Below are 21,643 nucleotides of genomic sequence, written 5' to 3'. Positions count from 1 at the left end.
TCACCGCCGCCCGCGCGCCGCCGGTCCCCGCCCGCCGCCGCTGTCCGCGCCCCCGCTCAACCGCCGCCCGGATCGCCGCCAACTCCCCTTCCAGTTCAGCGGGTTCGGGGAAGTTCTCGTCGCGCTCCAGAAGGACGCCCGGGGGTGACACCCGGGAGGCGAGGTCGGTGAGGACGGCCAGGACGGGGGCCGGGACGGGGTGGGCGTGGCTGTCGTGCCAGACCCCGTCGCGCTCGACGCCGCCCGCGACATGGACGTAGGCGATGGCCTCCAGCGGCAGTTCGCCGAGCGCCTCGGCCGGGTCCTCACCGCGGTTGACGTGGTTGGTGTGCAGGTTCGCCACGTCGATGAGGAGCCGCACCCCCGTCCGGTCGGCCAGGTCGTACAGGAACTGCCCCTCGGTCATCTCCTCGCCGGGCCAGGAGAGCAGCGCCGCGATGTTCTCGACGGCGAGCGGCACCGGGAGCGCGTCCTGGGCGATCCTGACGTTCTCGCACAGCACGTCGAGGGCGTCCCGGGTGCGCGGGACGGGCAGCAGGTGTCCCGCCTCCAGGAGCGGCGACGCGGTGAGCGGTCCGCCCGCCCTGACGAACGCGATGTGCTCGGTGACCAGCGGCGACCCCAGCGCCTCGGCCCGCTCGGCGAGCGCGGTCAGCCGGTGCGGGTCGGGCCGGTCGGCGCCGCCGAGCCCCAGCGAGACACCGTGCGGGACCACCGTCACCCCGCGCTCGCGCAGCCGCAGCAGCGACGGCGGCAGATGGCCGGGGCAGACGTTCTCTGCCACCGCCTCCACCCAGTCGATCCCCGGCATCCGCTCCACGGCGTCCGCGATCTCCGGCCGCCAGCCGATCCCCGCCCCCAGTGCCCGCATCGTCCCCACCTCGGCTTCCCCGTGCCGTCCTTTTCGTCAGTGACGGGGGTTATGGCCCCGGTGCCCCGGATCGAACCGCCCACGCGGCCCGTTCAGAGGAACATTTGAGGTTGGACGACGGTCCTCAGCGCAGCGCCGGGTGCTCCGCGACCACCGTGCAGCTCCCGGGGGCGATCTCGGTGAAGCCCGCGTCCTGGACCAACGGCAGCCCGCTGTCGATGAGTTCGGCCCAGCGGTCGGGGTCGGCGGTGCGGACGGCGAGCGGGTACCCGGCGTCCCGCCACTCCACCCGCTCCTCCTCCGACAGTTCCCACCAGGCGAGTTGGGCGCCGTGCCCCGCCTGGGCCATCGACTTGCCCGCCGACATGTCGAGTTCGGGGCTGAACCAGATCACCGGCAGCGAGGGGTCGGCCGGTGCGGGCGGCTCGGGGTCGTCCAGCTCGGTGCCGGAGACCTGGAGCTTGGCCAGGTCCTTGGGCCAGCCGTCCAGGGGCACCGGCGGGAACACCCGTACCTCCGCCGACTTCCCGGTCAGCGTGATGCCGGGCAGCGCCTCGGCCCGCCGCCACTCGGAGCCGCGGGCCCGCCGGACGACCTTGCGGATGCGGGCGTCCTGCCAGTCCCGCATCACCTCGGCCCACTCGCCGTCCCCCGTCGAGCGCGCGTCGCCGAGGATCGTCAGCACGGCCCGCGCGGCGGTCTCCAGCGCGTCGGTGCGCGCGGGCGGCGCGTCCCGTTCGATCCGCACGACGAGCGGCAGCACGAACTGCGGGGCCTCGTCGCGGGGGGTGCGGTCGGTCTGGAAGGGGCTGTCGCCTGGGGCGGCGGGATCAGTGCTCACATCGGACAACCTTAAGGGGCGGGCCGCCCGGGGCCCGCCCCTCAAGGGGACCGTCAGTGCCGGGCCGCGGCGGCACCGATCAGCTGGGACACCTTCACGAACCGGTAGCCCTTGGCGCGCAGCTCCGGCACGATCGCGCGCACCGCGCGCTCGGTGGCGGGCGCCGCGCTGCGGGTGCAGTGCATGACGACCACCGAGCCCGGCTTCACGCCCTCCATGACCTGCCGGGCGACCGCGTCGGAGTCGGTGGCGAAGGCGTCGCCGCTGACCACGTCCCACTGCACGGCGGTGACCCCGGTGGGGGCCAGCGTCTTCAGCACCTGACGGTCGTAGCAGCCGCCGGGGAAGCGGAAGTACGGCATCGGGTGCGCGATCCCGGCCTTGCGGAAGGCGGTGTACGCGCGCTCCACGTCGTTCTTCATCCCGTCGGCGGCGACCCTCGGCAGGCCGTAGCAGTCCCCGGTGAAGGCGTAGTGGCTGTAGGAGTGGTTGGCGATCTCGAAGTTCCGGTCGGCGCCGATCGAGCGGGCCTCGGCCGGGTACTCCTCGGCCCAGCGGCCGGTCATGAAGACGGTGGCCGGGACCTTGAGCGTGCGCAGGGTGGAGATCAGCTCCGGGTTGTCGAAGCGCTCGCCCGCCGCGGCCCGCGGCCCCTCGTCGGCCGTCATGTCGGCGTCGAAGGTGAGGGCGACGGTCTTGTCCCCGGTGCGGGGCCCGTTGGTGAAGACGGGGGTGAGGCCGCCCGCGCCGGGGGTCAGGGTCGGCGGACGGGAGGAGTCGGCGGGGGCCGAGGAGGCCGAGGAGGGGGCCGGGCGGGCGGCGGTGGGCGCGTCGGGGGCGCCGCAGGCGGTGAGCGCGGCGCCGAGTACACAGGCGGCGGCTACATGGCGTACTCGAATGATCACCGTACGAACATAAAGGTACGAATAGGCTTATTTTCGTACCGGCACGCGAGGCTCACCCACGCGAGACCGCCCCCCCCGAGTCCCGCCCTGGCGCCGCCATCCCGCCCCCCGGCGGTGCCGCTAGCTCTTCAGCAGCCGCTCCCGGGCCCGTGCCACGTCGAAGTCGCCCGGCGGGTACCGCGGGTCCAGCTCCTCCAGGGTCTCCAGGAGCAGCCGCGAGATCGCCCAGTTGCGGTACCACTTGCGGTCCGCCGGGATCACGTACCAGGGCGCGGGCCCGGTCGAGCAGCGGGCCAGGGCGATCTCGTACGCCTCCTGGTACGCGGGCCACAACGCGCGGTCGTCGATGTCGCCGGTGCTGAACTTCCAGTGCTTGTCCGGGTCGTCCAGGCGCTTGAGCAGCCGGTCGCGCTGCTCCTCGTGGGAGAGGTGCAGGAAGCACTTCACGAGGGTGACGCCGTCGTCCGCGAGTTCCCGTTCGAAGGCGTTGATCGCGCCGTAGCGCTCCTCGATCTCGGCCCGCGGCGCCAGCTCCCGCACCCGGGCGACCAGCACGTCCTCGTAGTGCGAGCGGTCGAAGATGCCCAGCTCGCCGGGGAGCGGGAGGTTCCGCCTGATCCGCCACAGGAACTCGTGGGCCCGTTCCTTCTTGGTGGGCGCCTTGAAGGCGTGGATGCGGCAGCCGGACGGGTTGAGCAGCCCGATGACGTGCTTGACCGTGCCGCCCTTGCCGCTGGTGTCCATGCCCTGGAGCACCAGCAGCACCCGGCGCCTGTCGCCCGCCGTCGAGGCCGCCCACAGCCGCTCCTGGAGACCCGCCAGCCGCTCGCCGGTGCGGGCGGTCTCCGCCAGGCCCGCCGCCTTGTCCCCCTGCCCGCCCGGGGTCGCCCGCGCGTCGTGGCCGCCCAGGTCGGTCCGCTCGCCGCCGGAGACCCGCAGCAGCGCGCGCAGATCCAGATCCGCCCCGCCGTCCCGGCCGTCCCCGTGCCCGCTGCCCTTCCCGTGCTTGTCGTGCTTGTCGTGTTTCCCGTGTTTCCCGTGCTTGTCGTGCTTGCCCACGCGGCACCCCTTCCGTCCTCACCCGATCCTGCGGCGGGGACGGCGGGGGCGCCAGGGGAGGGGCGACGCGTCAGCCGTGCCAGGGGCCCGTCACGGCGAAGGTGGTGCCGGGCGTGTAGCAGTTGACGTACATCGTGCGGCCGTCGGGCGCGAAGGTGACGCCCGCGAACTCGCCCCACGCCGGGGCGCCGGGCGTGCCGATGTCCTGCCGCCCGCGGGCCAGCGGATAGACCTCACCGCCCCGGGTGACACCGAAGACGTGCTGCGCCCCGTCGCCGTCCTCGCAGACCATCAGGCCGCCGCCGGGCGCCAGGCAGATGTTGTCGGGGGACTCGCCGGGGAGCCGGACATCGGTGTCCGGGCCGAAGACGACCATCAGGGTGAGCCGCCGCCGGGCGGGCTCGTAGCGCCAGATCTGGCCGAAGTGGTCGGCCGCCGAGCCGTCCGCCCCGCGGGCGAACGACGACACGAACCAGACGCTGTCGCCGCCGCCCCAGTAGCAGCCCTCCAGCTTCTGCGCGTGGGTGATGCCGCGCGGCCCGAAGTCCTGGAGGCGGATCGGCGTCCCGGCGGCCAGCGGGTCGGGGACGTCGACCCATTCGACGCCGTCGAAGCGGGTGCCCACCTCCTGGACCGGGGAGAGGTCGGGCACCCCCGGCACCCGCATCGCCTGGAGCCTGCCGCCCGCGCGCAGCGACCCGACACCGCCCAGCGGCCGCTCGGGCAGGAACCGGTAGAAGAGGCCGAACGGATGCAGGAACGCGTCCTCGGTCTCGTAGACGACCCCGCGCACCGGGTCGATCGCGACCGCCTCGTGCTGGAAGCGGCCCATCGCGGTGAGCGGGACCGCGCCGGTGCGGTGCGGGTCCGCCGGGTCCACCTCGAAGACGAACCCGTGGTCCTCGGCGTACCCGGAGGTCCCGGCCAGGTCCTCGGTCTCCTCGCAGGTCAGCCAGGTGCGCCACGGCGTCGGACCGCCCGCGCAGTTGACGGCCGTCCCGGCGACGGCGACCCGCTCGGAGACCACCCGCTCCCCGTCCAGGGTCAGGACCGTGCAGCCGCCCTTGGCCCCCGGGTCGTAGGTGAGGCCGGGGACGGTCGGGACGGGGTGGGCGGCGGTGGGGCGGTTCTCGTGGTTGCGGACCAGGTGGACCAGGCCGCGGCGGCCCGGCAGCGCCGCCATGCCGTCGTGGTGGGAAGGGACCGGGCCCTCGCCGGAGCGCAGCGGGTCGCCCTCGCGGGACAGCACCCGGTAGCGGAACCCGCGGGGCAGGTCGAGCAGGCCCCCGGGGTCGGGGACGAGCGGTCCGTAGCCGGTGCGCCCCAGGTCACGGGCGGCGGCGGGACCGGCGAACAGTTCGGACAGGGCCCCGGAGAAGGCGATGCCCGCTCCGAGCGCACCGGAGCGGGCGAGGATCTGACGTCGGGTCGCGGACATGGGTGAGCGGCCTTCCTGCTGGCGGACAGGAACTGTGACCCGGCTGTGTCTACCATTCGGCGCCGCTCACGGGAACGACGCCCGCGCCCCGTGTCACCGCTCGACCGGGTGCTCCGCCTGACGGTCCCGCTGCTGTCCGTCGAGCGCGCCGTCCAGTGCGCCGCCGTCTCTGACCTGCATGTTCTCGGTGATCTGCGGCTGCTCGCGCGGTGCCTGCGACGGAGCCCGCCGTTCCTGTCCCTGTTGCTGGTCCCGGCTCTGGTCCTGCTCGGGCCGCCGGGGCATCTCGTGCTCGTGGGCCCGCTCCAGGAAGCGGAGCAGCTCCACCGGGAAGGGCAGCACGAGCGTCGAGTTCTTCTCCGCGGCGACGGCGGTGATGGTCTGCAGCAGACGGAGCTGGAGCGCCGACGGCGTCGCCTCCATCTGCTGGGCCGCCTCGGCGAGCTTCTTGGACGCCTGCAGCTCGGCGTCGGCGTTGATGATCCGGGCCCGCCGCTCACGGTCGGCCTCGGCCTGCCGCGCCATGGAGCGCTTCATCGTGTCGGGCAGCGAGACGTCCTTGATCTCGACCCGGTCGATCTGCACGCCCCACCCGATGGCCGGGCTGTCGATCATCAATTCGAGCCCCTGGTTGAGCTTCTCGCGGCTGGAGAGCAGATCGTCGAGATCGCTCTTGCCGATGATGGAGCGCAGGGACGTCTGGGCCATCTGGGAGACCGCGAACCGGTAGTCCTCGACCCTGACCAGGGCCTCCGTCGGCTCGACCACCCGGAAGTACACGACCGCGTCCACCCGGACCGTGACGTTGTCCCGGGTGATGCCCTCCTGGGCCGGCACCGGCATCGTCACGACCTGCATGTTCACCTTGTACAGCCGGTCCACGAACGGGACCACCATGGTGAACCCCGGGGGACGCGCGCCGCCCACGATCCGTCCGAGCCGGAAGACCACTCCGCGCTCGTACTGCTTGACCACGCGGGCCGCCGCCGAGGCGTACACGGCCCCCGCGGCTGCCAGGGCGCCGATCGCCGTCACCAGTTCAGCGAGCATGACGACCTCCTCAGGACGAGAGGCCAGAAGTGTCTGCCCTTGCCACGATATGCCCGGCGGCCGGTCCGGGGCCACGATCGGACCGGACCGGCCGCCTGGCGTCCTCACGGACGCGGACGGAGCCGTCTCACACCGGGGTCAGACGGCGCTCACCCGGGCCGGTTCGGCCGTCATCCGCACCGGTTCGGTGCCCACCGCGCTGTGCCGCTCGGCCCAGTTCTCCAGGGCCGTCCGGCAGGCGTGGTCCAGATGGTGCAGCCCGGAGAGGTCCAGCTCGACCGGGCGGTCCTGGGGCAGCGCCTCCAGGCTGTCGAGGATCTTCGGCAGCCGCAGGAAGGTCGCGTTGCCCGACAGGTACGCCTGCACGGGGCCCGCGCCCTTGTCGATGACGTCGAGCCGGATGTGCGACGCCTCCCAGGCGGTCTTGGCGACGGCGAGGGCCAGTCCGATGAGCACGCCCTCGAACATGCTGACCGCGACGATCGACACCGCCGTGGCGACCAGGATCAGCGCCTCGCCGCGGTGCTCGCGCCAGAGCGAGACGATCTGCCGCACCGGGACGAGCTTGGCGCCGGAGTAGACGAGGATGCCCGCGAGCGCGGGGATCGGTATGAGGGCGAGGGCGCCCGGCAGCAGCGCCGCGAACAGCAGCAGCCACACGCCGTGCATCACCCGGGACGCCTTGGTGCGGGCGCCCGCCTGCACGTTCGCCGCGCTGCGCACGATGACCGCGGTCATCGGCAGCGCGCCGAGCAGACCGCAGAGCGCGTTGCCCGCGCCCTGGGCGACGAGTTCCTTGTCGTAGGCGGTGCGCGGGCCGTCGTGCATCCGGTCCACGGCGGCCGCGCTGAACAGCGACTCGGCGGACGCGATCAGGGTGAACGCGACGACGGTGCCGAGCAGTCCGAGGCCGAGGAGGTCGCCGAAGGCGCTGAGCGGGGGCGGCTGGACGGAGTCGAGCAGCCCCTTCACCTCGACGGTGGCCACGGGCAGGGAGAGGACCAGCGCGGCGAGGGTGGCGAGGCCGACGGCGGCCAGCGGCCCCGGGACCGTGCGCACCCGGGCGGGCATCCGCTTCCAGAGCACCAGGACGGCGATGGTGGCGGCGCCGAGGCCGAGCGAGGCCAGGGCCCGGGTGCTGCCGAGCGACCCGGCGAGCGCGCCGGGCAGTCCGATCAGCTTGGCGACCCCGGAGGCCGGGGCCTCGGCGTCGGCCATCGCGTACAGCTGACCGGCGATCAGCACCAGGCCGATGCCGGCCAGCATGCCCTCGACCACCGAGACCGAGATGGCCCGGAAGTAGCGGCCCAGCCGCAGGGTGCCCATCAGGATCTGCAGGGCGCCGGTGGCGAGGACGATCACACCGAGGGCGGGGAGGCCGAACTCCCGTACGGCCTCGAAGACCAGCACCGTCAGACCGGCGGCGGGTCCGGAGACCTGGAGGCTGCTGCCCCGCATCAGGCCGGTGACGATGCCGCCCACGATGCCGGTGACCAGGCCCAGTTCGGCCGGGACGCCGGAGGCGACGGCCACGCCCACGCAGAGCGGGAGCGCGACCAGGAAGACGACGAGGGAGGCGGCGAAGTCCTGCCGCAGGTGGGGGAACCTCGATATGAGGGAGGTGGGGGGTGTGGGGGAGGTCTTGGTCATCGGGTCGCTCACAGGGCCGTGAAAGCGTCGGAGTGGGGGTCGTGCGCCAGGACGGCGCCGGTGTGGACCTCGTAGTACCAGGCGTGCAGGGCGACCTGACGCGCCTTCACCTTGGCGTCGATGTACGGGTACGAGCGCAGCCGCAGCACCTGGGTGAGGACGTGTCCCTGGACGCCCTCGCTGCACGAGGGGTCCTCGGGCGCGCCGGACGGACGCGGGGTCGCGCTGGCGAGCCAGTCCCGCACCGCGGGCACGGCGGTGAGGTCCTCGTCGCGCACCAGCGCGCCGACGGCACCGCAGTGCGAGTGCCCGCAGACGACGATGTCGCTGACGCCCAGCACCTCCACGGCGTACTCGATGGTGGCGGCCTCGCTGGTGGGGTGCTCGGAGGCGTACGGGGGGACGATGTTGCCCGCGGTGCGCAGCTCGAAGAGCTGGCCGGGACGGGCGCCGGTGATCAGGGCCGGGACGACCCTGGAGTCGGAGCAGGTGATGAACAGGACCTGCGGAGACTGGCCTTCGGCCAGCTTGGCGAACTCCTCAGGGCGCTGTCCGAACGTACGGGCGTTGTCGATGAGGGGCTGCATGATGGTGATCCTCCTGGCGCGCGGCAGAGGCGCGTCGGACGTGCAGGACAGGTGTGGGGGAACCGCTGAGCCGCTGTGTCAGCAGCGGAAGACCTGAAGTGCCGCCGGAGTGTGCGCCGTCGCGGGTCTCGACGGGCGCGGGGGCCGCGGCGCGGCCGGTGGGTGATCGGCCGCCGGGTCCCGGTTCAGCAGAGGTCGTTCCGGGCCTTCCGGCGCGACGTCGACCGCGCGGTTGCGGTCGCGGTTGCGCAGGGGGCCCGTCGGGTCCCCGGAGTGGTCGCAGTGACGGTGTGTCGCCGACTCGTCGCGCAGTGAGGCGACGGAGGGTTTGATTCCGGGCGCAGCTTTGGCCTCGATTTGACGGACCGTATGCGCGGTTGCGAAGGACGGGGCGGTGGTGAAGAAGGGGAGGGAGAGCAGGACGGCGACAGCGACCGCGATCACGGTCCGAACCCCTGTACCTCGCAGCATGCGCCCCCCTCCCACTGATTCACAGCTCTACCGCAGACCAACACTTGGTCAATGGTTGGTCAAATGACAAGGTAGCGCTGCAAAGTTGTTTGCAGGGTTAACTTAGCGTTTCGAGCTGAAGAGAGCCTGAAATGTGAGGGTCGCTTGGCGTGAACTAGTCGCCCGCGGCGGCGCCGACCAGCTTCTTCCCGTCCCGGGCCAGCGCGGTCAGCCGCGAGATCGCCCGGAAGTACTTCTTGCGGTAGCCGCCGTTCAGCATCTCCTCGCTGAACAGCTGGTCGAAGGGCGAACCCGAGGCGACGACGGGCACCTCGCGGTCGTAGAGCCGGTCCGCGAGGACCACCAGCCGCAGCGCCGTCGACTGGTCGGGCACCGCCCGCACCCTGGTGAGGCAGACCGCCCCGATCCCCTCGGTCAGCGCGCCGTAGCGGGAGGGGTGGACCTTGGCGAGGTGGTCCAGGAGCTGCGGGAAGGCGTCGAGCGACGCGTCCGCGGTGGCGGACGCGGTCCGCGTGACCTGCTCGTCCGTGAACGGCCGCGGCGCCTCGGGCAGTCCGCGGTGGCGGTAGTCCTCGCCGTCGATGCGCAGCGCGCGGAAACGGGCGGACAGGCCCTGTATCTCGCGCAGGAAGTCGGCGGAGGCGAACCGGCCCTCGCCCAGCTTCCCGGGCAGCGTGTTGGAGGTGGCGGCGAGCGCCACGCCCTCGTCCACCAGCCTGCCCAGCAGCGAGGAGACCAGGACCGTGTCGCCCGGGTCGTCCAGCTCGAACTCGTCGATGCACAGCAGGCGGTGGCCGGAGAGGGTCCGCACGGTCTGCTGGAAGCCGAGGGCGCCGACCAGGTTGGTCAGCTCCACGAAGGTGCCGAACGCCTTGAGTGCGGGCTCGGCCGGGGTGGCGTGCCAGAGGGAGGCGAGCAGGTGGGTCTTGCCGACGCCGTAGCCGCCGTCGAGGTAGACGCCGCGCGGGCCCGCGGGCGACCGGTGCGCCTTCGGCCGGCCGAACCCGAGGAAGCCGCGCCGCGGGGCGCCGGCCGGGTGCGCTCCGCCCAGACCGGCCGCGAACTCCGCCAGGACGCGCACCGCCTCGGTCTGGCTCGGCTGACCGGGGTCCGGCACGTAGGTGTCGAAGCGGACCGAGTCGAAGCGCGGCGGCGGCACCATCTCGGCGACCAGCCGGTCCGCGGGCACCCGCGGTTCACGGGCGCACAGCGACTGCGGGGCCCGGTCGGTCGCGGGGCTGAGTCCAGGGGCGGCGGAGGAGGACGACACGGTTCACCATGCTAAGCCCGTCCGCGGGGGCGGGCGTCCCGCGGGGCCCGGCATCGCCGCAGGTGGGCGGGGCGGGGCGGTCCGGTCCTCCGGTGAAAGGGCCGGTGGCGTGCCAGACTGCACGTCATGCGACGCCTCGTACCTGTGACCGACGAGACAGTGGTGGACGCCCGCGGGGAGCCGACCGGGGGCGCCGCCGGGTGGGGGCCGGACGAACTGGCCGCCGCCTACGCCTATCCGGACTCCGTCACCGGCGCGCGTCCGGCGCCGTGGCTGCGCGCCAACATGGTGTCGAGCGTCGACGGCGCCGCCCAGCACGACGGTCGCTCCGAGGCCCTCTCCTCCCCGGCCGACCTGCGGGTCTTCGGGGTGCTCAGGGCGCTGGCGGATGTGGTCGTGGTCGGTGCTGAAACGGTACGCCAGGAGGGGTACCGGCCCGCGCGCGTGCCGTCCGGCCACGAGACGGCGCGTCAGGCGGCCGGGCAGGGGCCCGCGGCGGCGATCGCGGTGGTCAGCGCAAGCCTCGACCTGGACCTCGCGCTCCCGCTCTTCGCCGCGCCGCTGGTGCCCACGCTCGTCCTGACCGGCGCCGCCGCGCCCGCCGACCGGGTCGCCGCCGCCGAGCGGGCCGGTGTCCGGGTCGTCGTCGCGGGGGACGGTACGGGCGTCGACCCGGCCCGCGCGGTGGCCGCGCTCGCCGCGCTCGGGCACACCCGGCTGCTCACCGAGGGCGGACCCCGGCTGCTGGGACAGATGGTCGCCGCCGACGTCCTCGACGAACTGTGCGTGACGCTGGCGCCGGTGCTCACCGCCGGGAGCGCGCGCCGGATCACCGGCGGCCCCGAGGTCGCCGACCCCCGGCGGTTCGCACTGGTGTCCTTGTTGGAGGAGGACGGGTTCCTGTTCGGCCGCTATCGGCGGTCCTGAAAATCGACCAGTGGTCCCGCGGGTCCCGAAATAGGCGGAATCAATCGTTCCGCTTAGCCTCGCGACGGCCCACCCATGGGCACACTGAATCTCGCAGTCCCCGTGAGATCACGGGGCAGGATGGTTTCTGCAGAAGGGGCGCCCGGTGTTCACGAGCGTATTGATGATCGAGAAGGCACTGACGGCCGCCGACGTGGAGTTCGTCACCACTTTGCACGGGGACGAGGACGTCCGGTTCCTCGTCCTGCTCCAGCCGCGCGGCGATCAGGCGGACCGCCTGCTGCGGGCGATCGACGACGTCGCCCTCGGCGAGCTGGACGAGGCCGCGCGCGAGGGTGAGACGCCCGAGGGCGCCGACGCCAAGGGGTTCGGCGAACGGGCTCTGGAGGTGTCGCTGCTCGCGCTGCGCGGCGCGGGCAGCGAGGCGGACGGGCGGCGGGTCGAGGACCACCCGCTGGACGCGCTGAAGTCGCTGGTCGAGGAGGTCGGGGCGGACGAGGTGATCGTCCTCACCGATCCGCACTACGTGGAGGAGTTCTTCCACCGCGACTGGGCGTCCCGGGCCCGCCACAAGGTGGGCGTACCGGTCCTGAAGCTGTTCTCGCACAGCGAGTAGACGGACGGACGGCCCGCCGGGGGCCTCGGGGGCGTTCTGCTGGGGTGAGGTCTCCCGGGGGTGCGTTCTGCTGGGGTGAGGTCTCCCGGGGTGGGGGGCGCCGCCGGGCGGGCGGGCGCGTGCCTGAGCCGGTGGCGGACGGGGGTGCGCGGCGGGCGGCGCCGTGGGACGGCGTCCGTCGTCGCCCCCCGCCCGCCCCCGGCGAGCCTGTTCAAGCGCGGCACTGCGCACCCCGGTCCTTGGGCGCACAACCAGACCTCGAAGCCGAAGAGCACCCGCCGGGCCGGGAGGCCGGTGTTCGAGGGGCCGGAAGCCCGGACGTCGCCCTAGACGTCAGCGTCTGTCGTATGCCCATCGGTCACTGCGGCGGCAATCAGTGCCACAAGGTTGTCGGACCAGCAATCGGACTCCTTCGTCGCTACCTCGACGCCGCACCCGCCGCAGACGAGGTTGGGCCCGTCTAGGCCGGCGAGCCCGCAGCAGCCACTGACACGCTGCGGGTCGGGGTGAAGCACCGTCCCAGGAACGTCGTCCGGGTGGAGGATCAGAAGGCTGCCGTCGAAATTGGTGTCGAAGATCCCCAGAGACATGCGCGGCGGAACGACCTCGTGGCCCGGCGGCCGCTCGGGACTCCTCACTGGTTCCCCCGACACCACCTCGCTCGTCACGGGCTGCTGACAGTTGGAACAGCGGAAGATGGTCATGCCGTCATTCTCTCGGGCTGCACGCGGCGCTCTGAGGCCAGGACTCTAAGGCAACCGCATGGGCCTGCTCAGGCCCCCGGGCCCGCCTCGCGGCTCGCCGCCGGGGACGACGGACGGCGGTCCTCGCCCGCCGCCTGCCCACCCACGGCGGGTGTGCCCTGGTCCCCGGCCCCCGGTCCCGGGCCCTCTGAACTCCGGCACCCGGCCCCCCGCCCCGCCCCCAAGAGCCGCCGAGCCCCCCGTTCTCAGGCGGGCGGCGTGGCGCGTTTCCTCCCGTGGGAGTCCCTGGGGCGGGGGTGGTGGTGCACCCCATAGGCTTGGACTGCTCATCCCCGTTCCGGAATCTTGGGAGACAACGCATGGCACCCGGCCTTCCCACCGCCATGGACCGACCGCACTTCATCGGCATCGGCGGCGCCGGGATGTCGGGCATCGCGAAGATCCTCGCGCAGCGCGGCGCCAAGGTGGCCGGCAGCGACGCGAAGGAGTCGGAGACCGCCGACGCGCTGCGCGCCCTGGGCGTCACCGTGCACATCGGGCACGCGGCCGGGCACCTCGCCGACGACGCGAGCTGTGTCGTCGTCTCCTCCGCGATCCGCGCCGACAACCCGGAGCTGGTCCGCGCCGCCGAGCTGGGCGTGCCGGTGGTGCACCGCTCCGACGCGCTCGCCGCGCTGATGGACGGCCTGCGGCCGCTCGCGGTGGCCGGTACCCACGGCAAGACCACCACGACGTCGATGCTGGCCGTCTCGCTCGGCGCGCTCGGCCTCGACCCGTCGTACGCCATCGGCGGCGACCTGGACGTGCCCGGCTCGAACGCGCTGCACGGCGACGGCGAGATCTTCGTCGCCGAGGCCGACGAGTCGGACCGCAGCTTCCACCGGTACGCCCCCGAGGTGGCGATCGTGCTGAACGTGGAGCTTGACCACCACGCCAACTACGCGTCGATGGACGAGATCTACGAGTCCTTCGAGACCTTCGCCGGGCGGATCGTGCCCGGCGGCACCCTGGTGATCTCCGCCGACCACGAGGGCGCGCGCGAGCTGACCCGGCGCCTCGCGGGCACCGTGCGGACGGTCACCTACGGCTCCGCCGAGGACGCCGACGTGCGGGTCCTCGACGTCGTCCCGCAGGGGCTCACCAGCCGGGTCACCGTGCTGCTCGACGGCGAGGAGCTGACCTTCGCGGTCTCCGTGCCGGGCCGCCACTACGCGCACAACGCGGTCGCCGCCCTCGCCGCCGGTGTCGCGCTGGGCGTCCCCGCCGCCGAGCTGGCCCCGGCGCTGGCCGCCTACACGGGCGTCAAGCGCCGCCTCCAGCTCAAGGGCGAGGCCGCCGGTGTCCAGGTGATCGACTCCTACGCCCACCACCCCACCGAGATGACCGCCGACCTGGAGGCGATGCGCGCCGCCGCGGGCGACGCCCGCATCCTCGTCGTCTTCCAGCCGCACCTGTTCTCCCGCACCCAGGAGCTGGGCAAGGAGATGGGCCAGGCGCTCGCCCTCGCGGATTCCTCCGTCGTCCTGGACATCTACCCGGCCCGCGAGGACCCGATCCCCGGGGTCACCAGCGAGCTGATCGTCGAGGCGGCCCGTGCCGCGGGCGCCGCGGTGACCGCCGTGCACGACGCGGCCGAGGTGCCCGGGGCGGTCGCGGGAATGGCGGGGGCCGGTGATCTCGTTCTCACCATGGGCGCGGGAGACGTCACGGACCTCGGCCCGCGCATCCTGGAACGACTCTCCAAGTAAGGGGCTGAGCTGTCATGGCGTACGACGTCGAGAAGCCGGAGGAGCAGTGGCGGGCGGAGCTGACCCCGGCCGAGTACGCGGTGCTGCGCGAGTCCGCGACCGAGCCCGCCTTCACCGGTCAGTACACGGCCACCAAGACCGAGGGCGTGTACGCGTGCCGGGCCTGCGGCGCCGACCTGTTCACCTCCACCACGAAGTTCGAGTCGCACTGCGGCTGGCCGTCGTTCTACGACCCGAAGAACACCGACGCGGTGGAGCTGATCCAGGACCGCTCGCACGGGATGGTGCGCACCGAGGTGCGCTGCGCCCGCTGCGGCTCGCACCTCGGGCACGTGTTCGAGGGTGAGGGGTACGCGACCCCGACCGACCAGCGGTACTGCATCAACAGCGTCTCGCTGCGGCTCACGCCCGACGAGAGCTGACCGTGCGCGCCGCCCCGGCGCTCACAGCACCTTCCGCTGCACCAGCGTCGACAGGGCCAGCGCCCCCGGCAGCAGCGGCAGCCACACCGTGAGGACGCGGTAGCCGATGACCGCCGTCGCGGCCACGTCGAGCGGGGCGCCCATCGCGGCCAGCGCGAAGACGGTGGCCGCGTCGATGGGACCGATCCCGCCCGGCGCGGGCACCGCCCCCACGGCGGTGCTCGCGGCGAGGAAGGCGAACGCCACCTGCGCCCAAGACAGGGTCAGTCCGAGCGCCGCGCCGACCGAGAAGATCACGCTGGCCTGGAGCAGCGGCGCGGCGGCGGCCCCGCCCCAGAGCGCCACGATCCGCGACGGCATGGTGTGCAGCACCCGTACGTCGGTGAGGGCGCTGCGCACCGCGTCGAGCAGCGGGCGCCGCAGCGGGCGGACGGCGGTGACGAGCACCGCGGCGACCGTGACCGCGCCCGCCACACCGCCCGCCGCCAGGGCCAGCGTCCGCCCGTCGGGCGCCAGCGTGCCCACCCGCAGCAGATCGGGCGAGGTCAGCAGGAACAGCAGCAGCACCAGCGTCTTGGCGATCGGCCGCACCAGGGAGTACAGGGCGAGCGACGCGGTGGCGCGGGCCAGCGGGATGCCCCGGCCCAGCAGGAAGCGCAGGGTGACGGCGTGCGCGCCCAGGCTCGCGGGCAGGACGTGGTTGGCGGCGCCCGCGGCGAACTGCGAGGCGATCAGCAGCCCGGTCGGCAGCCGCTCGGGCAGCGCGCCCTGGCGGACGCACGACGAGGAGAGCCAGCCCAGGCAGGTGAAGAAGAACGCGGCCAGCAGCCACCAGGGGTCGGCGGAGCCCAGCCGCACGCAGCCGTCGTAGACGGTCCGCCAGTCGAACGCCACCCACACCGCGATCAGCAGCACCGGCAGCAGCACCAGCAGCCTGCGCAGCAGGCGGGCGGTGGCGGTGGGGGCCGGGCCGGGCACGGAGCCCGGCGGTCTCAGGAAGCGGTAGGGCAGCGCGGGCAGGGCGACGGCGCCGGCGGCCGGATCAGGCGCAGGGGGCGCCGCGGGGGCGGTGGCGGACCCGGTGGGGCGGGGGCCCGGGGTCTCGTCGAGCGGGAGCGGGGTCACGGCGCACGTCGTCCTTCCACGTCACGCGCGGGCCGCCGGACAGCGGCACGGGCGGGCGGACACGGGGCGAGGCAGGACAGGGGGACGGCGGAACCGTCCCCGTTCGGTGTGACACCGCGATGTCCGCGAGCCGAAGCCGCGTGGACCGTCACACGTCGTTCTGAGTCGTTCCCCTCTGTTGTTTCCCGCGTCACTCCTCCTGTCATGCCTCCGGTGGTACGCGAGTGGGACGGGCGGGGTTCAGACCGGGGGCGGCGCCGGGGCCGGGAATCCGTGCGGAGGCGGCGCCGCGCGCGGTCCGGGAGCGGCGGCCGGGGTGTCCTCGCGGGCGGGGGAGCGCCGTCAACGCGTGGGCCGTACGGGTGACGCGCGACCGTGGGTGCCGACGGTCCGACCGGCCCGTTTCCGGTGCCCGGATCAGGACTCCCGGCGGGGACCGGCGCTTTTCGCGGCGTCCGGGCCGCGCAGGGGCAGCGTCACCGTGAACGTCGTCGCGCCGGGGCCGCCGCTCAGGCCGAGCGTGCCGCCGTGCGCCCCGATCAGCGCGCTCGCCACCGAGAGCCCGAGGCCGCTGCCGCCCCGGTCGCGGCTGCGCGCCTTGTCGACCCGGTAGAAGCGGTCGAAGACCCGTTCCCGGTCGGCCGCCGGGATGCCGGGGCCCGCGTCGGTGACCCGGACCAGCGCGCTCTCCCGCGACGCCGTCACCGTCACCTCGACCGCGGTCCCCGGCGGGGTGTGCACGGCCGCGTTGGTGAGCAGGTTGTCCAGGACCTGACGTATCCGGTGCGGATCGAGGCGCAGCGGCAGGCGCGGCGGTCCCGTGGTCACCGTCAGCGGATGCCCGGGGCGGCTCGCCCGGAACGCGTCCGCCGCCTCCTCCACCAGCGCCACCAGATCCGTCTCCACCGGTCGCAGCGGTGTCTCCACCTCCGCCGCGTCCAGCCGGGCGAGCAGCAGCAGATCGTCCAGCAGGACGCCCATCCTGGCCGCCTCGTGGCGCAGCCGCGCCAGGTGCTTGTCCCGCTCCTGCGGCGCGTTCGCGGCGGCGTACTGGAACAGGTCCGCGTAGCCGCGCACCGACATCAGCGGGGTGCGCAACTCGTGCGAGGCGTCCGCGACGAAGCGCCGCAGCCGCTGCTCGGCCCGCGCCCGGACGGCCAGCGACGCGTCGATGTGCTCCAGCATCGTGTTGAACGCGGTCCGCAGCTCGTCGACCTCCTGCCCGCCGTCGCGGCCGTCGGCGCGCAGCGGCAGCCGTGCCGCCGACTCCGTCAGATCGTGCGAGCTGATCCCGTGCGCGGTGTGCGCCATGTCGCTCAGCGGCTTCAGCCCCCGCCGCAGCATCCGGCGCCCGAACACCACCAGCGCCAGCAGCGCGAGGCCGAACGCGACGAGCTGCACGGTGATCAGCTGCCGCATCGTCGCGTCGATGTCCGCCATCGGCGCCCCGCTGACCAGCACCACCCCCCGCTCCACCTCGCAGGCCCGCAGCCGGTACTCGCCCTCGCCGGCGAGGTTCCTGGTGCGCAGCACCTCGGTGCCCGCCGTCAGCTGGGCCCGCGCCACCGCCGTCAGGTCGCCGAGGTCGGCCGGGAGGTCGGAGTCCTCCTCGGGCCTGCGCAGCACCGGGGCGCCGTCCCGCACGTCGTACACCGCGTAGTACCAGCGGTAGTACTTCTTGCCCTGGAGGGTGCCGTGCTCGGCGATGCTCTTGGACTGCGCGACCTGCGCGAGACCGAGCTGGTCGTCGAGCTGGTGGGAGAGGTAGGTGCGCATATAGGCGGTGAGGGCGGTGCCGACCACGCCGAACACCAGCAGCGCCAGCGCGCCGAGCCCCAGCGCGAGCCGGGTGCCCAGCCGCAGCCGCCGGTAGCGCGCCCCGGGCCCGGCCGCCGTCCCCCTGGTCACTCCGGCACCCGGCGCACCACATAGCCGAAGCCGCGCACCGTGTGGATCAGCGGCTCGCCCGTGTCGTCGAGCTTGCGCCGCAGCCTGCTGACGACCAGCTCCACCACGTTCGAGCGCCCGCCGAAGCCGTACTCCCACACATGGTCGAGGATCTGCGCCTTGGTCAGCACCGTCGGCGACTTGCGCATCAGGTACCGCAGCACCTCGTACTCGGTCGGCGTCAGGGTCAGGGCCCGCTCGCCGCGCCGCACCTCCCGCGTGTCCTCGTCCATCGTCAGGTCCGCCACCCGCAGCACCGACCGCTGGAACCCGGGCCCGGCGCTGCGCCGCAGCACCGTCCGCAGCCGGGCCATCAGCTCCTCCACCGCGAACGGCTTGACCAGGTAGTCGTCGCCGCCCCTGGTGAGCCCGGCGACCCGGTCGGCCACCGCGTCCCGCGCGGTCAGGAACACCACGGGCACCATCGCCCCGGAGCGCCGCAGCCGGTCGAGGACGGCGAAACCGTCCAGGTCGGGCAGCATCAGGTCGAGCACCACGATGTCCGGCCCGAACTCGGCGGCCCGCCGCAGCGCCTCCTCGCCGGAGTTGGCGGTGACCGCGTCCCAGCCCTCGTAGCGGGCGACCGTCGCGACGAGGTCGGCGATCGGCGGGTCGTCGTCCACGACCAGAAGGCGTACTTTCTCCACCCGCTCATCTTGCGTCACCGGGCGGGCGGCGCCAGAGGCGGTGGCCCACAGCGGCCGGATCGATAAGTGTTTGAAAGTCGCCCGACAGCAGAACGACAGCTCCGGCCGGGGAAGCTCGACACCCAGGACCCGATCGAGGAGCTGCCGTCCGTGACGACCGTCCAATCGCCCCCCGCGCCCCCCACGGCGATACGCCCCAGGGCGGTGGCCCGCACGGGGCTGTACGCCGTGCTCGCCGCGAACGCGGCCGTGGTGACCTACTTCTTCACCCAGGCGGGCTTCGCCTCCAACGCGCTCATCGTGCTCGGCCGCCTGGCCGGGCTCTACGGCGCCCTCCTCATGGCCTTCCAGCTCCTGCTGGTGGCCCGCCTGCCCTGGCTCGACCGCCGGATCGGCATGGACCGGCTCACCTCCTGGCACCGCTGGACCGGCTTCGGCCTCCTGTGGACGCTCCTCGCGCACGCCGTCCTCATCACCTTCGGATACGCCCAGTCCTCCTCGCTCGGCCCGATCGACCAGGTCGTCGACCTCGCCGAGACCACCGAGGGCGTGCTGCGCGCCGTCGTCGCGTTCGGCGTGATCCTCGTGGTCGGCGCGGTCTCCGGCCGCTGGGCCCGCCGCCGCCTCGCCTACGAGACCTGGCACTTCGTCCACCTGTACACCTACGTCGCCGTGGTCCTCGCCTTCACCCACCAGGTCGCCGTCGGGACGACGTTCACCGCGTCGTCCGCCGCCACCGCCTACTGGTACGGGGTCTGGGGCGTCGCCCTCGGCTCGGTGCTGGCGGGCCGCCTGGTGCTCCCGGTGTGGCGCAACCTCCGCCACCGGCTGCGGGTCTCCGCCGTCGTCGCCGAGTCCGACGACGTCGTCTCCCTCTACATCACCGGCCGCGACCTGGACCGGCTGCCCGCCCGCGCCGGACAGTTCTTCCTCTGGCGGTTCCTGACCGCCGACCGCTGGTGGCAGGCCAACCCGTTCTCGCTCTCCGCCGCGCCCGACGGCGAGCGGCTGCGGCTGACCGTCAAGCGGGCCGGGGCCGGGTCGGCCGCGCTGCGCCACGTCAAGGTCGGCACCCGGGTCTTCGCCGAGGGCCCCTACGGCGCGTTCACCGCGCTGCACCGCACCCGGCCCGAGTCGGTGCTGATCGCCGGAGGCGTCGGTGTCACCCCCATCCGGGCCCTCCTGGAGGAGCTGTCGGGGCACGCCGTGGTCATCTACCGGGTCGCCGCCGACCGCGACGCCGTCCTCTACGGCGAGCTGCGGGAACTGGCCGCCGCCAAGGGCGCCGAACTGCACCTGGTGACCGGCCCGGTCGCCCCCGACCTGCTGGCACCGCGCGAACTGGCCCGGATGGTCCCGGACATCGCCGACCGCGACGTGTTCCTGTGCGGGCCGCCGCCGATGATGGCGTCGGTCCTGCGCAACCTGCGCGACCTGGGCGTGCCCAAGGCCCAGCTCCACTTCGAACGCTTCAGCCTGGCGGGATGAGAGAGACGACGTGAAACGAGCCCTGCCTGTCCTGGTCCTGTCGGTCGCCGGGCTGATCCCGGTCTGGCGCTACGCGCCGTCGACCGCGACGACGGCGTCCCCGGCCCCCGCGGCCACCCCCGCCGCCTCCGACCCCTCGGCCTCCGCGTCCTCGGGGGCGGCGTCCGGCGCCGCCGCCGTCGTCAGGGGGACGACGGTCGACACCGAGAAGGGTCCCGTCCAGGTCGAGGTGACCTTCGACGGCGACACCATCACCGCCGTGCGGATGCTCCAGCAGCCCCAGCACCCGCAGACGGCGGCGGCCGTCCCGCAACTCGTCGAGGAGACCCTCGCGGCGCAGAGCGCGGACATCGACACCGTCTCCGGCGCGACCGTCACCAGCGACGGCTACCGGGAGTCCCTCCAGGCCGCCCTCGACGCGCGGGGCGCCTGACGTGCGGCGCGTCGAACACGTCATGGGGTTCCCGGTCTCGCTGCGGGTCGACGACCCCGGTGTCCCGGAGTCGGCCGCGGACGCCGTCTTCGCCTGGCTGCGGGACGCCGACGCGCGGTTCAGCCCGTTCCGGCCCGACAGCGAGGTCTCCCGGTACGGCCGGGGCGAACTCGCCCGCCGGGAGCTGAGCGCCGACCTCACCGAGGTGCTCGGCCTCTGCGCGCACTACCGCACCGCCACCGGCGGCGCCTTCGACGTCCGGCCGCCCGGCCGTCCCTTCGACCCGTGCGCGGTCGTCAAGGGCTGGTCCGTGCAGCGGGCGGCGGCGTTGCTGACGGCGGCCGGGGCCCGCCGGTTCTGCCTCAACGCCGGAGGCGACGTGATCACCTCCAGCGGCCCCTGGCGGGTCGGGGTCCGCCATCCCGAGCTGGCCGACCGGCTCTGCACGGTCCTGGAGCTGACCGACGGCGCGGTCGCCACCTCCGCCCGCTACGAGCGCGGCGATCACATCGTCGACGGCCGCACCGGGCTCCCGGCGACCGGACTGCTCAGCGTGACCGTCGTCGCCCCCACCCTGACGGTCGCGGACGCGGTCGCCACGGCGGCGTTCGCCCTGGGCGCCGAGGGCGTCGGCTGGGCGGCGGGCCAGGACGGCTGCGAGGTCTTCGCCGTCGACGCCGAGCGCCGGGTGCTGCGCACGCCCGGGTTCCCGGCGGTGGCGGGGGAGAGGGCCGCCGCCGCGTGACGGCACGCCGCGGGGCGGGCCACCGGCGGGGGAGTGCCGGTGGCCCGCCCGGTCCGGCGGGAGGACGCGGGTCAGCCGACGTCGGAGGCGTCCAGACGGTACAGACCGTCGGCGGACGCGACCGCCGTGCCGTGCTCCGTCACCCAGGCCGAGATCTCCGCGGCGGTGCCCTGGCCGCCGCTGCCGCTGACCATGACGTAGTGCAGCCTGCCCGCCGCCACCAGCGACTTGAGCTTGGCGAGGGTCATCGCCTCGTCGCTGCCCGACCAGCCGCCCATCGAGATCACCGGCTGCCCGGACTCCAGGATCAGCTGCGCCGCCGTCTGGTCGGTGGCCACCGCGACCAGCCAGGTGGCGCCGTCCTGGTGCTTCTTCAGGTACGCCACCGTCGCGGTACTGATCTGGGTCCCGCCACCGCCGCCACCGGCACCGGCACCCGCGCCGTCCGTTCCGCCGCCGCCCGGCTCCGCGCCGGACGCCTCATCGGACGTCTCACCGGACGCAGACCCCGTGCCGGACGTCTCACCGGACGCCGAGCCCGTGCCCGAGCCCGTTCCCGGCTGCGTGCCGCCGGGGGCGCCGCCCGACGGGGGCGTGCCCGTCGCCGGACTCTCCCCGCCCGCGCTCCCGCCGGGCCGCCCGCCGCCGCCCATGCCGCCGCCGGTGCTCGGACCCGCCGTCGGATTGGTGCCGTTGGCC

Annotated in this window: 20 protein-coding genes and 1 pseudogene; 7 read left to right on the top strand and 14 right to left on the bottom strand. The window is 73.9% G+C overall.

Annotated elements, in window-relative coordinates; all coding sequences use genetic code 11:
* The 9 genes from GA0115242_RS24550 to zapE all read right to left on the bottom strand — a co-directional run.
* On the bottom strand, positions 1 to 871 hold an 871-nt coding region (locus GA0115242_RS24550; protein ID WP_093832011.1), incomplete at its 3' end, for a DUF692 domain-containing protein.
* Between the two features lie 124 nt (positions 872 to 995).
* Complete coding sequence (locus GA0115242_RS24545) at positions 996 to 1,712, bottom strand: peptidyl-tRNA hydrolase (protein WP_093832009.1); 717 nt, start codon at positions 1,710 to 1,712, stop codon at positions 996 to 998.
* 53 nt (positions 1,713 to 1,765) lie between these two features.
* Positions 1,766 to 2,617, bottom strand: coding sequence for a polysaccharide deacetylase family protein (locus GA0115242_RS24540; protein WP_093832007.1), 852 nt, complete (start codon positions 2,615 to 2,617; stop codon positions 1,766 to 1,768).
* Positions 2,618 to 2,737: 120 nt separating this feature from the next.
* Positions 2,738 to 3,574: a PPK2 family polyphosphate kinase gene (locus GA0115242_RS24535; RefSeq protein WP_093832019.1), complete on the bottom strand. Its 837-nt coding sequence runs from the start codon at positions 3,572 to 3,574 to the stop codon at positions 2,738 to 2,740.
* A gap of 172 nt (positions 3,575 to 3,746) precedes the next feature.
* On the bottom strand, positions 3,747 to 5,114 hold the full coding sequence (locus GA0115242_RS24530) for an alkaline phosphatase PhoX (protein ID WP_093832005.1): 1,368 nt from the start codon (positions 5,112 to 5,114) through the stop codon (positions 3,747 to 3,749).
* A gap of 93 nt (positions 5,115 to 5,207) precedes the next feature.
* Entirely contained in the window at positions 5,208 to 6,164 is a 957-nt protein-coding gene (locus GA0115242_RS24525) for a slipin family protein (RefSeq protein WP_093832003.1), read from the bottom strand.
* A gap of 138 nt (positions 6,165 to 6,302) precedes the next feature.
* Entirely contained in the window at positions 6,303 to 7,814 is a 1,512-nt protein-coding gene (locus tag GA0115242_RS24520) for a SulP family inorganic anion transporter (protein WP_093832017.1), read from the bottom strand.
* 8 nt (positions 7,815 to 7,822) lie between these two features.
* A complete protein-coding gene (locus GA0115242_RS24515) occupies positions 7,823 to 8,401 on the bottom strand; it encodes a carbonic anhydrase (protein WP_093832001.1) in 579 nt (192 codons plus the stop codon).
* Between the two features lie 625 nt (positions 8,402 to 9,026).
* Positions 9,027 to 10,142, bottom strand: a complete 1,116-nt coding sequence (zapE, locus tag GA0115242_RS24505) for a cell division protein ZapE (RefSeq protein ID WP_093831999.1) — start codon at positions 10,140 to 10,142, stop codon at positions 9,027 to 9,029.
* A 126-nt stretch (positions 10,143 to 10,268) separates the two neighbouring features.
* On the opposite strand from zapE, the gene GA0115242_RS24500 reads away from it, so the two are divergent.
* A complete protein-coding gene (locus GA0115242_RS24500) occupies positions 10,269 to 11,069 on the top strand; it encodes a pyrimidine reductase family protein (protein WP_093831997.1) in 801 nt (266 codons plus the stop codon).
* Positions 11,070 to 11,214: 145 nt separating this feature from the next.
* Complete coding sequence (locus GA0115242_RS24495; protein WP_176729906.1) at positions 11,215 to 11,685, top strand: indole-3-glycerol phosphate synthase; 471 nt, start codon at positions 11,215 to 11,217, stop codon at positions 11,683 to 11,685.
* Positions 11,686 to 12,011: 326 nt separating this feature from the next.
* Here GA0115242_RS24495 and GA0115242_RS24490 read toward each other — a convergent pair whose 3' ends face one another.
* Entirely contained in the window at positions 12,012 to 12,389 is a 378-nt protein-coding gene (locus tag GA0115242_RS24490; RefSeq protein ID WP_093831993.1) for a hypothetical protein, read from the bottom strand.
* Between the two features lie 359 nt (positions 12,390 to 12,748).
* Here GA0115242_RS24490 and murC point away from each other — a divergent pair, with 359 nt between their 5' ends.
* Positions 12,749 to 14,137 (top strand): UDP-N-acetylmuramate--L-alanine ligase, encoded by a 1,389-nt coding sequence (gene murC, locus GA0115242_RS24480; protein WP_093831989.1) that lies wholly within the window; start codon positions 12,749 to 12,751, stop codon positions 14,135 to 14,137.
* Between the two features lie 14 nt (positions 14,138 to 14,151).
* On the top strand, positions 14,152 to 14,559 hold the full coding sequence (msrB, locus tag GA0115242_RS24475) for a peptide-methionine (R)-S-oxide reductase MsrB (protein WP_093831987.1): 408 nt from the start codon (positions 14,152 to 14,154) through the stop codon (positions 14,557 to 14,559).
* Positions 14,560 to 14,580: 21 nt separating this feature from the next.
* Here the strand turns inward: msrB and GA0115242_RS24470 are convergent, their stop codons facing one another.
* From GA0115242_RS24470 to GA0115242_RS24460, 3 genes are all read right to left on the bottom strand, one after another.
* A complete protein-coding gene (locus tag GA0115242_RS24470; protein WP_093831985.1) occupies positions 14,581 to 15,684 on the bottom strand; it encodes a lysylphosphatidylglycerol synthase transmembrane domain-containing protein in 1,104 nt (367 codons plus the stop codon).
* 417 nt (positions 15,685 to 16,101) lie between these two features.
* Complete coding sequence (locus tag GA0115242_RS24465; protein ID WP_093831983.1) at positions 16,102 to 17,592, bottom strand: sensor histidine kinase; 1,491 nt, start codon at positions 17,590 to 17,592, stop codon at positions 16,102 to 16,104.
* A complete protein-coding gene (locus GA0115242_RS24460; protein ID WP_176729905.1) occupies positions 17,589 to 18,278 on the bottom strand; it encodes a response regulator transcription factor in 690 nt (229 codons plus the stop codon). The genes GA0115242_RS24465 and GA0115242_RS24460 overlap by 4 nt, the downstream gene beginning before the upstream one ends.
* A 150-nt stretch (positions 18,279 to 18,428) precedes the next feature.
* On the opposite strand from GA0115242_RS24460, the gene GA0115242_RS24455 reads away from it, so the two are divergent.
* Genes GA0115242_RS24455 through GA0115242_RS24445 form a run of 3 tightly spaced genes read left to right on the top strand, consistent with a single transcriptional unit; the run spans position 18,429 to position 20,944 of the window.
* Positions 18,429 to 19,766 carry a ferredoxin reductase family protein gene (locus GA0115242_RS24455; RefSeq protein ID WP_093831979.1) on the top strand — a complete coding sequence of 446 codons (1,338 nt, stop codon included), beginning with the start codon at positions 18,429 to 18,431 and terminating at the stop codon, positions 19,764 to 19,766.
* A gap of 10 nt (positions 19,767 to 19,776) precedes the next feature.
* The gene (locus tag GA0115242_RS24450; RefSeq protein ID WP_093831977.1) at positions 19,777 to 20,199 is read left to right on the top strand and encodes an FMN-binding protein; all 423 of its coding nucleotides are present in this window, start codon (positions 19,777 to 19,779) and stop codon (positions 20,197 to 20,199) included.
* A gap of 1 nt (position 20,200) precedes the next feature.
* Positions 20,201 to 20,944 (top strand): FAD:protein FMN transferase, encoded by a 744-nt coding sequence (locus GA0115242_RS24445; protein WP_256089571.1) that lies wholly within the window; start codon positions 20,201 to 20,203, stop codon positions 20,942 to 20,944.
* 71 nt (positions 20,945 to 21,015) lie between these two features.
* Here the strand turns inward: GA0115242_RS24445 and GA0115242_RS40880 are convergent.
* A pseudogene (locus GA0115242_RS40880) lies at positions 21,016 to 21,643 on the bottom strand (hypothetical protein); the annotation flags it as partial.

The organism is Streptomyces sp. SolWspMP-5a-2, assembly GCF_900091845.1.
Lineage (GTDB): Bacteria > Actinomycetota > Actinomycetes > Streptomycetales > Streptomycetaceae > Streptomyces > Streptomyces doudnae.
Note: the sequence above shows the minus strand (reverse complement) of the source record. Positions and strands in the feature narration are given on the sequence as shown.